Annotated in this window: 12 protein-coding genes; 7 read left to right on the forward strand and 5 right to left on the reverse strand. The window is 62.1% G+C overall.

The window, feature by feature from the left end; all coding sequences use genetic code 11:
- The first annotated feature begins 96 nt into the window (after positions 1-96).
- Together sbcD and Q0P52_RS03240 are read left to right on the forward strand one after the other, a co-directional pair.
- Positions 97-1,317, forward strand: coding sequence for an exonuclease subunit SbcD (gene sbcD / locus Q0P52_RS03235; protein ID WP_293766026.1), 1,221 nt, complete (start codon positions 97-99; stop codon positions 1,315-1,317).
- Positions 1,314-4,733: an AAA family ATPase gene (locus Q0P52_RS03240; protein ID WP_293766027.1), complete on the forward strand. Its 3,420-nt coding sequence runs from the start codon at positions 1,314-1,316 to the stop codon at positions 4,731-4,733. The genes sbcD and Q0P52_RS03240 overlap by 4 nt, the downstream gene beginning before the upstream one ends.
- A 50-nt stretch (positions 4,734-4,783) precedes the next feature.
- Here the strand turns inward: Q0P52_RS03240 and Q0P52_RS03245 are convergent, their stop codons facing one another.
- Together Q0P52_RS03245 and Q0P52_RS03250 are read right to left on the reverse strand one after the other, a co-directional pair.
- Complete coding sequence (locus Q0P52_RS03245) at positions 4,784-5,914, reverse strand: P1 family peptidase (RefSeq protein ID WP_293766028.1); 1,131 nt, start codon at positions 5,912-5,914, stop codon at positions 4,784-4,786.
- Complete coding sequence (locus tag Q0P52_RS03250) at positions 5,911-7,284, reverse strand: APC family permease (RefSeq protein WP_293766029.1); 1,374 nt, start codon at positions 7,282-7,284, stop codon at positions 5,911-5,913. The genes Q0P52_RS03245 and Q0P52_RS03250 overlap by 4 nt, the downstream gene beginning before the upstream one ends.
- 104 nt (positions 7,285-7,388) lie before the next feature.
- Here Q0P52_RS03250 and Q0P52_RS03255 point away from each other — a divergent pair, with 104 nt between their 5' ends.
- Complete coding sequence (locus tag Q0P52_RS03255) at positions 7,389-8,204, forward strand: LuxR C-terminal-related transcriptional regulator (RefSeq protein ID WP_293766030.1); 816 nt, start codon at positions 7,389-7,391, stop codon at positions 8,202-8,204.
- Between the two features lie 80 nt (positions 8,205-8,284).
- Positions 8,285-8,785, forward strand: coding sequence for a DUF2059 domain-containing protein (locus Q0P52_RS03260; protein WP_293766031.1), 501 nt, complete (start codon positions 8,285-8,287; stop codon positions 8,783-8,785).
- Between the two features lie 200 nt (positions 8,786-8,985).
- On the opposite strand, the gene Q0P52_RS03265 is transcribed toward Q0P52_RS03260, so the two are convergent.
- The gene (locus Q0P52_RS03265) at positions 8,986-9,813 is read right to left on the reverse strand and encodes a hypothetical protein (RefSeq protein WP_293766032.1); all 828 of its coding nucleotides are present in this window, start codon (positions 9,811-9,813) and stop codon (positions 8,986-8,988) included.
- Between the two features lie 310 nt (positions 9,814-10,123).
- Here Q0P52_RS03265 and Q0P52_RS03270 point away from each other — a divergent pair, with 310 nt between their 5' ends.
- The 3 genes from Q0P52_RS03270 (at position 10,124) to Q0P52_RS03280 (ending at position 11,787) form a co-directional block, all read left to right on the forward strand.
- Entirely contained in the window at positions 10,124-10,582 is a 459-nt protein-coding gene (locus Q0P52_RS03270; RefSeq protein WP_293766033.1) for a MarR family transcriptional regulator, read from the forward strand.
- A gap of 99 nt (positions 10,583-10,681) precedes the next feature.
- Complete coding sequence (locus tag Q0P52_RS03275; RefSeq protein ID WP_293766034.1) at positions 10,682-11,086, forward strand: DUF1398 family protein; 405 nt, start codon at positions 10,682-10,684, stop codon at positions 11,084-11,086.
- Entirely contained in the window at positions 11,086-11,787 is a 702-nt protein-coding gene (locus tag Q0P52_RS03280) for a DNA alkylation repair protein (RefSeq protein ID WP_293766035.1), read from the forward strand. Before Q0P52_RS03275 ends, Q0P52_RS03280 begins: the two co-directional genes overlap by 1 nt.
- Positions 11,788-12,086: 299 nt before the next feature.
- Here the strand turns inward: Q0P52_RS03280 and Q0P52_RS03285 are convergent, their stop codons facing one another.
- Together Q0P52_RS03285 and Q0P52_RS03290 are read right to left on the reverse strand one after the other, a co-directional pair.
- Positions 12,087-12,530 (reverse strand): hypothetical protein, encoded by a 444-nt coding sequence (locus tag Q0P52_RS03285; RefSeq protein WP_293766036.1) that lies wholly within the window; start codon positions 12,528-12,530, stop codon positions 12,087-12,089.
- A 48-nt stretch (positions 12,531-12,578) separates the two neighbouring features.
- Positions 12,579-13,556, reverse strand: a complete 978-nt coding sequence (locus Q0P52_RS03290; RefSeq protein WP_293766037.1) for a hypothetical protein — start codon at positions 13,554-13,556, stop codon at positions 12,579-12,581.
- Positions 13,557-14,249: the final 693 nt, after the last annotated feature.

The following is a 14,249-nucleotide window of genomic DNA, read 5'->3' on the forward strand; positions in this document are numbered from 1 at the left end:
TGGCCGGCGCGCTTCGGCCAACCTTGTCGGGCAGAGCATGCCGCCGGCCTGCGTCGCTTGCTACAATCACGCTCTTGGCAAACCACGTCCTCACGCATGCGCATCCTCCACACCTCAGACTGGCACCTTGGCCAGTACTTCATGGGCAAAAGCCGCCAGGCGGAACATCAGGCCTTTATCGACTGGATGCTGACGCAGGTGCGCCAGCATCAGGTAGACGCCGTCATTGTGGCCGGCGACGTGTTCGATACCGGCGCGCCGCCCAGCTATGCCCGCGAGCTTTACAACCGCCTAGTGGTGGACCTGCGCGACGCAGGCGCGGCGCTGCTGGTGTTGGGCGGCAATCATGATTCCGTCGCCACGCTGGAAGAAAGCCGCAGCCTGCTCGCCTGCCTGGGCGCTACCGTGGTGGCCGCCGTCAGCGACGACCCGGCCGAACAGGCGCTGGTGTTGAACGACCGCAACGGCAAGCCCGGCGCGATTGTTTGCGCCATCCCCTTTGTGCGCCCGCGCGATGTACTGCAAAGCCAGGCCGGGCAAAGCGCTGAAGACAAGCAACTGGGCTTGCAGGAAGCCATTCGCGAGCATTACCACGCGGTATATCAGCAGGCTTGCGCCAAGCGCGACGCGCTGCGCCTGCCGCTGCCCATCATCGCCACCGGCCACCTCACCACAGTGGGCGCCAGCGCCAGCGAGTCGGTGCGGGAAATCTACGTTGGCGCGCTGGAGGCTTTCCCCACCAGCGCCTTTCCGCCGGTGGATTACGTGGCGCTGGGCCATATCCACCGCCCGCAAAAAGTGGGCGGGCTAGAACAGGTGCGCTATTGCGGATCGCCCATTCCACTGAGTTTTGACGAGGCCAGCCAGCAAAAAGAAGTGCTGCTGGTGGATGTGGACGCCATCGGTCTGATGGGCGTTACACCGTTGATCGTGCCGCGCTTCCAGCCCTTGGCGTCGCTCAAGGGCACGCTGGAGCAACTGGCTTTGCAGATTGCCGAGGCCGCCGCGCTGGGCAGCGAGGCTTTGCCGGTGTGGCTGGAAATCACCGTGCAGGGCGACGACTACTTGTCCGATTTGCAAACCCGTCTGCAAGCCATCACCGAAGACCTGCCGCTGCAAGTGCTGCGCCTGCGCAAGGATCGCGGCAACGCCGTGGCCGCCCTGCAGGCCGCGGAGCGGGAAACACTGGACGAACTGACGCCTTATGAGGTGTTCGGCAAACGTCTGGCGCAAGAGACGCTGGACGACGCCTTGCAGACCGGCTTGCAGCAGCGTTACCGCGAAGTGCTGCTCAGTCTGGAGGAGGGCCAAGCATGAAAATCCTCACGTTGCGGCTGAAAAACCTCAATTCGCTCAAGGGCGAGTGGAAGATCGACTTCACCAAGCCGCCGTTTCGCGATAATGGCCTGTTTGCCATTACCGGCCCCACCGGCGCGGGCAAATCCACCTTGCTGGACGCTATCTGTCTGGCGCTCTATCACAAGACCCCGCGGCTGGACACCATCTCCGCCGGCGGTAACGAGATCATGACCCGCCACACGGCGGACTGCCTTGCCGAGGTGGAATTTGAAGTCAAAGGCCAAGCCTATCGCGCCTTCTGGAGCCAGCGCCGTGCCCGCGACAAGGCCGACGGCGCACTGCAGGCCCCGCGCGTGGAGCTGGCCGATGGCGAGGGAAACATCCTCACCACTCACATCAACGACAAGCTCAAACGCATTGAAGCCATCACTGGGCTGGATTTTGGCCGCTTCACCAAATCCATGCTGCTGGCGCAGGGCGGATTCGCCGCCTTCCTCAACGCCAGCGCCAATGAGCGCGCCGAGTTGCTGGAAGAGCTGACCGGCACCGACATTTACGGCCAGATATCCCGACGTGTGTTCGAGCGGGCGCGCGATGCCAAACAGGCGCTGGATCAACTGCAAGCGCGCGCCGACGGCATGGAGCTGCTGACGGACGACAAGCGCGACGCCATGCGCCAGCAAGTCGAGGCGCTGGGCGAGCAGTTGCGCGGCCTGCAGTCCCGGCAAGCGCAAACGGACAAGCTGCGCCAATGGCGCGTGGCGCTGGCCGAGGCCGGGCAGGCGCAGACTGCCGCACAGCAAACCGAACTGACAGCACGGCAGGCCTTGCAGGACGCCGAGCCGCAACTGGCCGCCTGGCGCGCCAGCCAGCCGGCGGAAGCCTTGCGCCCTGTGTGGCAAAGCCGGCAAGACGCCGCCGGTCGCCTGCAAACAGCGCAGGCGGCAGCGGAGCGGGCACAGGCGGAGCTCAATGCCGCGCAGGCCGATTCGCTGGCCGCGCAATGGCGCGCCTGCCGGTTGGCCGAAGGATTGGCCGCTGCCGAACAGGCACAGCTGGATGAGATCAATCAGCAAGCGCTGGCCGCGCAAGACTGGCTCGTCCGGCATGCTCATTTCGGCGGACTGGGAGAAAGCCTCAGCGGCTGGCTAAGCCGGCAAGAACGCATCCAGCAGCAGGCCGCCGAAGCGCAAAGCCTGAGCCGGCAAGAGCAAGAAGCGCAGCAGGCGCAGGCCCGGCTTCTGCAGCAACTCGCGGCACAGCAAGCCGTGCTGCAAACAGCGCAAACCCGCCATCAGCAGTGCGCGCAGCAAACCACCGTCGCCAGTGCCGCCTTGCAGGCCCTCCAGGCCGGCGACAGCCCCGCCGAGCTTGGCGCGCGCTGGCAACAGGCGCTGGCCGAACTTCAACACTGGCGCGATGCCCAGCGGCTGGCCGGTCAACTGCGCCAGCTCTTCAGCCAACAGGGGCGGCAAGAGGCCGAGACGCAGGCGGCGCGGCAACAAGTTACTGAACTGGAAGCCCGTCTCGAAACCTTGCGCGTCGACTATCGCCAGCTCAAAGAGCAGGTGGACGACAAGCGCAGGCTGCTGCAACAGGAGCAGCGCATCCAGAGCCTGGAGGCGCATCGCGCCGCCTTGCAGCCTGGCGAAGCCTGCCCACTGTGCGGCGCCGTGGAGCATCCCGGCATTGCCCACTATCAGCAATTGAATGTCACGCAAACCGAACAGGCCTTGCAGGCCAAAGAGGCCTTGCTGCAACAGCTGCAGGAGCAAGGCCTGGCGCTGAAAAATGAAATCTCCACCCTGAATGGCCAGCTGGAACAGCTGCGTCGCACCCAGGACGAACAGGCCGTGCAATGGCGTCAGACGCTGGCGCAATGGACGCCGCTGGCGGCCGCATTGCAACGAGCGGACGCGGACTGGCAGCAGGAGGCGTTGCTGACGGAGGCGCTGGCGGATGCAGAAAAGCGGGAAACGCAACTGAAACAGCGCGCGGCCGACGCCGAGCAGGCGCGGCAGCAGCTTGCGCAAGCCGAGCGGCAGCAGGCTGCCAGCGCCGCAGACTTGCAGCAGGCGCAGACCCAGCAACAGTTGCAGCAACAACAGGCAGACAGCCTGGACAAGGCGCTGAAAACCCTGCACGGCCAACATCTGGCGGCAGAGGCGGCGTGGCAGCAGGGGCGGGACGCCTTGTTGGCGGATATCCGCGCAAGCGGCTTCACGCCGGAGGCTGCGCTGGCCGAATGGCTGGCCGACCGCGCGCAGGACTGGCGCGCATGGCAGGAAAAGCAGCAGCAACAAGCTGCGCTGCAAGGTGAACAGCGTTTGCTGCAGGCCCGCCAGCAGCAGGCCGCACACACCGCCGCCCAGTGGCGACAGCGCTGGCAAGCGCTGGGCGCGGCCGAACCGGTATCGACGCCGCCCGCGGTGTGCGACGCCGAGGCGCTGGCCAGCGCCGTCAGCGCGGTTGATGGCGCGGTGGCGCGGCTGGCCAGTCTGCAAGGCCGCGCCACGCAGTTGCAGCTGGATTGCCAAGCGCTGGCGGAGCAGGCCGGCCTGGCGGAAAGCCAGTGGCAGGCCGCGTTGCGCGACAGCGTGTTTGCCGATGAAGCCGCCTTCAGCCAGGCCCTGCTGCCAGAGGCGGAACGCCAACGCCTGCAAAGCCTGCAGCAACAACTGAGCGACGCGCTGGCGCGCGCCGAAGCGGTAGCCCAGACCGCCGCCACCTCGCTGACGGCCTTGCAAGAACAGGCGCTGACGGAGGCTACGCTGGCGGAACTGGAGCAAAACCTGGCGGAGCTGGACGCCGCCCGCCAGCAGTTGTCCGCCGAGCAGGGCGCTTTGCAGGCGCTGCTGGCCGACGATGCCCAACGCCGCGACAACCAGCAGGCCCTGTTTGCCGACATCGCCCGACAGAGCGAGGACGTGGATGTCTGGCAGCGTCTCAACAGCCTGATCGGCTCACGCGAGGGCGACAAATACCGCAAGTTCGCCCAAGGGCTGACGCTGGATCACCTCATGCATCTGGCCAATCGCCATTTGGCCCGCCTGCATGGCCGTTACTTGTTGCAGCGCAAACCGGGCGGCGAACTGGAGCTGGAGATTCTCGACACCTGGCAAGCCGACGCCGCGCGCGATACCCGCACTTTGTCCGGCGGCGAAAGCTTTCTGGTGAGTCTGGCGCTGGCCCTGGGTTTGTCGGACCTGGTCAGCCACAAAACCTCCATCGATTCGCTGTTTCTCGACGAAGGTTTCGGCACGCTGGACGGGGACACGCTGGAAGTGGCGCTGGACGCGCTGGACGCGCTCAACGCCAGCGGCAAGACCATCGGCGTGATCAGCCACGTGGCTGCGTTGAAGGAGCGCATTGCGGTGCAGGTGCGCATCGGCAAGACGCAGGGCATGGGCGAAGCCAGCCTGGAGATCGTCTAGCGCAGGCCGGCCGGGGGCAGGCTGACGGCTTGCCAACCCGCCCTGCCGGGTCAGCTGGCCTTGGCCGGCTGCCAGCCCGTTTCGCGCAGCGCGCGCAACAGCATGTCGCCATCCAGCGCCACCGCTTTCCGTCCCAGATTGCCCTCGGTGTTTTCCGCCGCGAGCAGCACATTGACGATGGCTTCTTCCACCGCCTCGGCCGCGGCTTCAAACAGCAGCGAAATGTGATCCGGGCTGACCATGCGCACGGTATGGGTCAGCGGGCCTTGCCGCGCGTAATCCGCCACCGGCAGATTGCTGTTGCCGGTAGCGAAGGCCAGGAAGATATCGCCGCTGGAGTCCTCGGTGCCGCCGCCGGTGCGGGCAACGCCCAGCCCGGCCCGCAACGCCAGGCGTCGGCATTGTTCCGGCAGCAACGGGGCGTCGGTGGCCAGCACCACCACGATGGAGCCCATGCCCGGCTGCGGCAGCGCCTCGGCGCTGAAAGGCGAGGGCGCCACGCCCTCATGCAGCGCTTTGCCCACCGGGTAGCCCTGCACCAGCAGCGCACCGCGCTTGCCATGGTTGGCCTGCACCAGCGCGCCCACCGTCCAACCGCCGGCGGCGGGCGGCAAACGACGCGAAGCCGTACCGATGCCGCCCTTGAATTCGTGGCAGATCATGCCGCTGCCGCCGCCCACGCAGCCTTCGGCGGGCAGGCCGGGCCCGGCGTTGCGCAGTGCTTCCGCCACGTGTTCGGGGCCGACATGAAAACCGTTGATGTCGTTGAGGAGGCCGTCAAAGGTTTCCATCACCACCGGCATGGTCCAGTACACCGCATCCTGCGGGCCCAGCCGCTCTCTTTCCTGCCGGATCAAGCTGTCGCGCACCAAGCCCACGCTGTGGGTGTTGGTCAGGCCGATGGCGGTGGTCAGCAGGCCGGCTTCGCGTATCCATTCCAGTCCGGCGGCATCGCCGTTGCCGTTCAATACGTGCAGGCCGGCAAAGCAGGGCGACAGTCTTGCCTCACCCGGGCGGGGCTCCACCACGGTTACGCCGGTGCAGGCGCGCCGGCCATCGGCAAAGCTGTGTCTGACCGAGCTGTGGCCGACGCGCACACCGGGTACGTCGGTAATGGCGTTGAGCGGGCCGGGCTGGCCCTGTCCGATGCGAATGCCCAAGTCTCTGGCGCGTGGTTTCATGATTCTTCCTGTTGAGAAGGGGTGAGCAAGGGGTCTTGCCGCTGATAGCGTCCCAGCAGCAGTCCGGCGGAAGCAATGCCGAGGATGATCAGCCAGTCGCGCGGCGGCGCATCCTGCAAAATGGCCCACAGCGTGTACAGCGTGCCGAAGATCGCCAGCAAGGCTGGCAGCGGCCACCAGGGCATGATGTAGGGGTGGTGAACGTCTTCGCGGCGGCGGCTGATCAGCGCGCATACGGCCATGATCAGGTAGGTCAGCAAAATCACGATCACGGTGAAACTGGTCAGCTCTTCCAGATTGGAACTGAAGGTGAGCAGGCCGGAGGGCAGCGCAAACAGTAAGGTGGCGATCCATGGCGTGCCGAAGCGGGGATGGATGCGCACCAGCGCGCGGTTCATCGCCGGCGGCCACAGCCGGTCGCGACCGCTGGCGTAGAGAAAGCGGCTGCTTTGCAGCACCAGCGCAATGATGGCGTTGAACACGGAGAGGAAAATCCCGCCGCTGATCACTCGCGCCAGCAGCGGAGAACCCAGCTGGCTGACCACGTAGCTGATCGGGTCCGGCTGGCGCGCCACCTCGGCCAGCGAAGGCGCGCCCAGCAACAGCGCGGTCAGCGGCAATAGCTCAACCAGCACCACAATGACCAGCGTCACCATGACGGCCCGCGCCATGGGTCTGCCGGTTTCTCGCATGTCTTCCGCCAGGTAAATGGCGCCGCCGAAGCCGTTATAGGAAAACACCGCGCTGCCGATGGTGGCCGCAACGGCGGCTACCGGTGCCACCATCAACGCGCCGTGAGCATCCGGCATTACCGGGTTGAGCAGCACGCTGACGGGCTGATGCGGTTGGCCGAAGCCAAGGACGGCTATCACCAGCAGCACCAGCATTTCCAGGCAAAGAAACAGGCCGGTCACCATGGCGTTGAACTTGATGTCGAGCACACCGATGGCGTAGCACAGCAGCACCACGCACAGGGCGGCCGTGGCGCTGTCCAGATGCGTGCCCAGCGCCGTGTTGAGATAAGCCACCGCGCCGGTGGCCAGTACCGCCGGCACAAACAACAGCAGGCATAGCACGAAAAGATACATTTGCAGGCCAGCCAGTTTGCCGAAGAGGCGCTGCACAATCACGTATTCGCCGCCGGCGTTGGGGTGGGCCGCGCCCAGCTCCGCATAGCAAAGCGCGTACATGAGTGCCAGCATCGCCGCCAGCGTGAACGACAGAAAAGCCCCGCTGCCGGCGCTGTGAATGGCGAAGGGGGCGATAACGAACAGCGAGCTGGCCGGCGTCACCCCGGACACGGTGATCAACACCACATCGGCCACGCTGAGGGACCGCCTCAGCCCGCCGCCTTGCATTTCCTTTGACATGTCTGTGTTTCTCCTGTTGTAGTCAGCACCTTGTTCTCAGGTGTGTGGCGACGAGTGTAGGCGCGGGCCGGCACAGGGCCTATTCCCGGCAAGGGGTAGCCGTTATGGGGGAGACGATGGAAGGATTGTTGCGGGAGCTGCCCTTGCATCACGGGATGGCAAGGCTGTTCGACCAGCTTGGCGAGCCGGGCTTCTGGCGCGCGCTGGTACTGCTGTTGCGCCAGCTGGCCCCGGTGGACAACGCGCTGGCGGCGCGGTTTCAGCGCGGCCAGCCGCCGCTGGTGCTGGAAGAGTGCGGCTTTGGCCCGGGCGGCGGTGCGTCGCCCATGCCGTTTTACTGCCAGGGCCTGTACCTGTTGGACCCGTTCTATCAATTGGCTTGCGGGGTGTTCGACAGCGGGCTGCATCATCTGCCGGACATCGCCCCGGACCAGTTCCACCAGGGCGAGTATTACCTGAGCTATCTCAGCCGCGAGGTGGGGCAGGATGAAACGCAATACCTGTTGCGGCTCGGGCCTGACGCCGTGTTGTCATTGTCCTTGGGCTGCGCCGGGTTTTATCCGCCAGAGGCCATAGGCCGCCTGCGGGTAGTGCAGGGCTGGGTGCTGGCGGCAATGCGGCGGCATTGGGCGCTGGCCGATACCGCCGCGCCGCCTGCCGCGCAAAGCACTTTGTCCGACCAGTTGGGTGCCATGCTGCAACAGTTCGGCCAGGGCCGGCTGACCGAGCGCGAGGCGGAAATCGCCCGCCTGACCCTGCGCGGGTTGTCCAGCAAAGCCGTGGCCCAGCAGCTGGCCATCTCGCCGGAAACTGTGAAAACACATCGCCGCAACATGTTTCTCAAATTGGGCGTGGCCAATCATACCGAGCTGTTCAATTGCTTCATGAGTCAGTTGCAGGCGCAGGAACGTCAGGGCTGAGACAGGTTTGTCGCGGATCATTGTCCACGCCATGCCAGCGTGCTAGTTTGCCTGCCATTGCCCCGCTAACGGAAATCACCATGAAACTTGCCAAACGTCTTCTCTGTGTTCTTGCCTTTGCTTCCAGCGCCGCCATGGCCGCGCCGGCCAGCGAGGCCTCCATTCATGAACTGCTGGAAGTAACGCAGGTGCACAAGTTGCTGGACGGCATCCAGTCGCAGTACGCCGGCATGATGGATGCCGGCGTGCAGCAAGCGCTGAAAGGCAAGGTGCCTACTGCCCACCAGCAGCAAGCCATCGACAAAATGAAAACCCGCATGCTCGGGCTGATGAAAGACACGCTGGCCTGGGGCAAGCTGGAGCCGTCCTATGTGCGGCTTTACACGGAAACCTTCTCCGAGGACGAAGTGGCCGGCATGCTGGCGTTTTACCGCACGCCGGCAGGCCAGGCGGTAATCAACAAAATGCCCTTGTTGATGCAGAAAAACATGGTGCTGGTGCAGCAGATCCTGGCTGGCGTTACCCCGCAAATCCAGCAGATCCAGCGCGATTTCATCGCTGAGATCAAAGCAGCCAATTAGAGCGACCGACAATCCGCATCACGGCTGAGGCAAGGCGCGCCGACGCGGGCAGTAATTGAGTAAGGCAAGGAGGCGCAACGCAGCATCAGGCGGGTTGTTGGCGGGACTTAATTGCGCCGCCGCCTGCCGCGCTATTCCGCCGCCGGTGGATTTCTTCCTACGCGCCATGGCGGAATAGCCCGTACAGCGGGGTTGGCTTGTCAATCAAGCTGGTAGTCGTCGCAGGCCGGCAAGGGGCGGTTGGGCAGGTATTGTTGACGGGCCTCGTCAAACGTAAACACCCGCCGGTAGCTGCAGGCTTTGTCCACGGCCTGGACGATGTCTTTCTTGCGGAGCGGCGGGGCGCTCAAAGAATCGCGCTGCCGCGAAACCGTGCCGGGGAAGCTTGTGGCGCGCGTGCGGTAGATCAGTCTCGGCATGGCTTTCGTATTGCCTGCATCCAGCGCGATGCGGCCGTTAAAAGTGTATTCGTCGTGACATGCGCCGGCCCGTTGGCGCATGTCGCGCTCAGAAAAACAGGCGCGGATCATTGCCCAAAACCCGTCTTGCACCCCCAGCACCTGTGTCAGTTGCAAAGTGCCAGCTTGCCGGTGCGCCTGCAAAAGCAGCAGATTGCTCTGATTGGCGCCGCCGCCGGAGTACATGGTGCGTGCGTTTTGCAGCACCCCCACAATCAAGCTGTCAGGGTTTTGCCCCAAAGTGATGACATAGGGCCAGAGCGTATATTCGAGGTTGTCGGCATTCTGCAACTGCAGCGCCGCGAGATCGCCGGCGGCGAGGCGGCTGTCGCCCTTGCCAGCCACAGACAGCTTGCGCTCGCCGTTCTCGCCGGATTCCAGCGTCAGGCACAAGGTGCCATCCGCCGTACAGCCTTGCATGGCAGTGGCGTTGGCGCCCTGCGAGGCGGCGTCTTGCAGCGCCAGCGCTTGCATGACGTTGCCGGCTTGGTCGGTGACGGGGCGCTCTGAGGCGGCAGCCTGGACGGCCGGCGCAGTCAGCCCGCAGAGCAGGGCGAAAACGGTAAGCATCAGGCGGCGACAAGATGCTGTTGATGAGGGGTTCATGTGTGCGCTGGATAAACAGGAAAGCCAGCATCTTGCCTGCGCGATAGCTAAAGGGCGAGCGTTGACGGAGCTTGACGGGCCGGATGGACAGGCAGACAGATGCCTGCGCCGCAATTAAACCCCCAACAAGCCCTCTGATCCTGCGTTGCGCCGCTTTGTCGTACTCAAGTACTGCCAGCGTCGGGGTGCCTTGGCTCAGGGCTTTGCTGGGTTTTGTTGGCCGCGCTTACTTTCCCGGTAAACTGAATGCCTTTTTCTCCGCCACGCCAACCCCATGCCACACAACGACATCAGCAATTTGCAAACCCATCTTGGCTACTGGCTGCGGCTGGTTTCCAACAGCGTGTCCGACAGCTTCGCCCGTCAGTTGGAACAGCACGGCGTAACGGTAAGCGAATGGGTGGCCTTGCGGCTGTTGTACGACCTGCCGGACGCCACCCACGCCGACCTCACTCAGCGCATGGGTCTGACCAAGGGCGCGGTGTCCAAGGTGATAGCGCGCTTGCAGGAAAAACAGCTGTTGAGCCGTCAGGGCGATGCCGACGACGCCCGGGCCTTGCGGCTGCGCCTGACCGCCGCGGGCGAGGAGCTGGTGCCGCGGCTGGCTGCGCTGGCCGATGCCAACGACGCGCAGTTTTTTGCCGCGCTTTCCTCCCAGCAGCAAGACCAGCTGCGTAGCCTGCTGACGCAGTTGGCCGAAAGCCGCCAATTGCAGCTCCCACCGCTGGCCTGATGGCGCAGGCGTTGGTAGGGCGAAGCCAACATCGCTTGCAGAATGTTTCTTTGGAAACTAATATGCATTGTTTCCAAAGAAACCAATAAGGAACCAATCATGAGCCCGCAACAAGAAACCCTCGTCCGCGACACCATTTCGGCCTCCAATGCCGGCAACCTGCATTTTCCGCAAGTGGTGCAGGCTTTGCTGCATGCCGGCGTGGAATCCTACGCCGTGGACTACCGCGCCGCCCGCACCACGGTTTACTGGCCGGACGGCGCCACGTTGAGCCTGCCGCTATCCAAGCCGGAGCAAGGCATTGCCGACGCCTTTTCCAGCGAAGGCGTCCGCCAGGCCATTGCCGGCGCACAGCGCGGCGAGGTGATGTATCCGGCCTTCAAAGCGCTGACCCAGCGCGCCGGCTGTATCGGCTACACCGTCTGGCTGAGTGGGCGGCATGTCAGCTACTACGGCCGCCTGGGCGAAAGCCACATCGAACCCTTTCCCCCGCAGGCCGACTGATGACCCTGCCCACCATAGCGCAACAACAGGCTGCCGAAAGGTTTGCCGAAGCCGTCGCGGCGCGGCTCCAGCCCCTGGCAGACCCGACGCGCGCCGTGGGCATGTCGGCCTATTTGCTGGATCAATTCACTTTCCTTGGCTTGCCCGCCCCGCTGCGGCGGGCGGCGGTGCGTGAGTTGATCGGCGCCCAACCCGCCGACGCCGCGCAGCTGCTGGCCATGGCAGAAGCCCTGTGGCGTCTGCCACAGCGCGAGTACCGCTACATAGCGGTAGACCTGCTGCGGCGGCATGCGGCCTTGCTGGATGTGGCCGCGCTGCCCGCTTTGCAAACCCTGTTGCTGGATCAACCCTGGTGGGAAACCGTGGACGGCCTGGCCGCCGTGGCATCAGCCGTGCTGCGCAAGGCGCAGAGCGGGGCCGTGGAGCGGGAAATGGATGGCTGGCTGCAGCACGACAGCTTCTGGGTGCGCCGCCTAGCCATGCTGCATCAATTGGGCTGGCGGCAAGACACCAATGCCGAGCGCCTGCAACGCTATGCGCTGCATTTGTGCGCAGAGAAAGAATTCTTCATCCGCAAGGCCATAGGCTGGGCGCTGCGCGACTACGCCCGCAGCCAGCCGGACTGGGTGGCGGCTTTTCTTGCCAAGCACCGCCAGCAGCTGTCACCGCTTACCGCGCGCGAGGCCGGCAAGCACTTATAAAAGCAGCCTGATGCCGCGCTGCGCCGGTGAAGAACTCCGGCTTTGGCCGCGAGCTGGGCCATGCGGGCATGGAAGCGTTCATCAACAAAAAGCTGGTGCGCATCCTGTAAAGCGGTAGCGGCGGCTTGTTGTGCAAGCTTGTGCGACAGCCTCGCCGCTTCCACGCGGCAGACGGGAAAGGGATCTTTGCTTGGCCAAAGATCCCTTTCATCCCTAAAGGTCACCCTGCAAGTATGGACTGCGGCTGCTCGCCGGGACCCGGCACGGGCGCTTGCGCTGGCAAGCTGAGTGTGCCGGCGTCATGCAAAGGGTCCGGCACTGTCATTCATCAATCGCCTGCCGATTTCTTCAATTTCGGCAATGCCTTGTACTGCCACCCCACCATTATCGCTGAGCTGGATTTTAAGCGTGGGCCACGTTCCGGGAATCATTTCCAGCTTACGAAAATGAGTGCGGCGAAAGCTTTGCTTCCCTGCCGGAAACCCGCAAGTCAGCCACTCGTCATCCACCTCTATCCATGTCTCCTTGAGCTGCGTAATCTTTTGCTGGAATTGCTTGTGGTCAGTCAAGGCAAAGATCACGCCGGCCAACAAGCCCATATAAAGCAGAAAAAGTGGCTGCCCATCCAGTTCGCGCATTGCCAGTGGCAGCAGTAGCACAATTGCCACGCTGATGATGAAAGCCTGTTTTTTTCTTTTATCTTTCAGGTAAAGGATATAATCCGGGTGGGTGTGGTATCTCATTTAAAAGCCTTTTCGTGCTTGCATTGCATTAGAAAAGCAATGTTATTGCTAATTGGAGCGTAGTGCGTCATGGTCAGCTTCCAGAATTTTTAATGCCTCTACTTTTTCTTGCAGTGCATTTCCATAGTGATATCCAGCCTCCAGCTTTACCAGTTGTTCAACGCTGACAATATTATTTCTCACCAATGTTATGATTGGTGATTCATCTGCTGGCGTGTTTTGTAATTGATCTACGTCCATCATGTTTACCATTAGCAAGGCCATTAATGCCTGAAGTTTCTTCTCATTTTCCGGCTCGTCCCGTGCAACTGATTTCAGAAAGTTTTCTTGTATTTCTGTCATTTTTTGCCAATAAGCTGGCTGGCGGTCTGGCTTGCTTTTCTTTAAAGCCGAAATATCGTTTTGCAAGATATTTTGCATCTCTGCATTGCTGTTGAAAATGGGTTTGAGTTTGTAATTTTTAACCAGATTTACGGCAATTTCCCATTTCTGTTTAATGACTTTGTTGTCATATATTTTGTCATGCAGGTCTGGCCTGTGCGCTTTAAGAGTATCCGGTGTGACTGTGCCCTGCAGTGAACAAACAATAAGGGTTTCATTGTTCGAGGTGCTTTCCAGCATAAGAAGCCGCTCGACAGTGCCCGGCTGTGGCGGCATTCCAGAGGGTGTATTGCTGCCCGCACGCCAAGGTGCGGTACTGTCATTTGCGGGTTTCCACTCGGCCTTGATAAAAACATCGCCGTCCTTGCGCAGCTGTGATGCAATGGCGACGGGTAATTTTTTGAAGACTTCGTCCGTACTCCCCTTTGCGACGAAGCCCCAATTGTAATAGCGGCCGTCTTTACCCAGGTTTATGTAGCTATCGGAATAGCCCACTATCTCAAGAGCATCCGCCTTCACGGAGGAGGTAAAGGGGATGATATTATCTGACTGAGAAGAATTGCTGTCTTTCACCTTGAAAAAGAGCAAGTCATCTTTTGTATATGCAGGTGCCAATGTGACGGCAGTAGCTTCGTTCTGCTTCAAATATCGGAATAGCGAAGCATCGCAGTTGTCAGCACAGGCTGTGCAACAGATCATTGCCAGATAGCGTACCGGCAATCGCAGAACCGGCAAGCATTGAGGCGAGCATGAAAATCGCAAGGACAGTTCTCGATGAGGTGCTCGGCAGTGATCCAGACTTTATTGAGTGCATACGGTGTCGACGCCATAAGTGACATGGGCCCGCCATCGTCAAAGATGGGCAACCCGGGGTGGCTAGGAAAGGTTTTTGTATTCTGTTTAATACAAGCCGTAGTTGCAAGGCGGGATGGTTGCAGCGGACGGGGAGTGACTGCATGGCTTGTCATGAAACAGCAAGTGATGTCGTGCCTAGCTTGACTGATGCGTGATTTTTCGCTGGCAGTTTGACATGCTGAAAAAGTAGCAACTGCCATTTTGGGCAGGGGTATGGTGAGTGCCAGGAATATTGGCAGTCGTAGTTCATATCAGCCGTCAATGTCTGGCAGAAGAGGGGCGTCAATCGGATAAATACTGATATTGCCCGGCTTGGTAATGATGCTTAGCTTGGTCAATAAACCAGGTCTGCAAAGGTTTGCCGAAGAGGCTGAAAAGCGTGTGGGTTTCGCTTATCTGTCAGGTGGGCTTGGGAGCTGGCTTCGCCGCTTCCGCGCGGCGGACGGGAAAGGGATCTTTGCGTGGCCAAAGATCCCTTTCATC

This window comes from uncultured Aquitalea sp., assembly GCF_945957525.1.
Taxonomy (GTDB): domain Bacteria; phylum Pseudomonadota; class Gammaproteobacteria; order Burkholderiales; family Chromobacteriaceae; genus Aquitalea.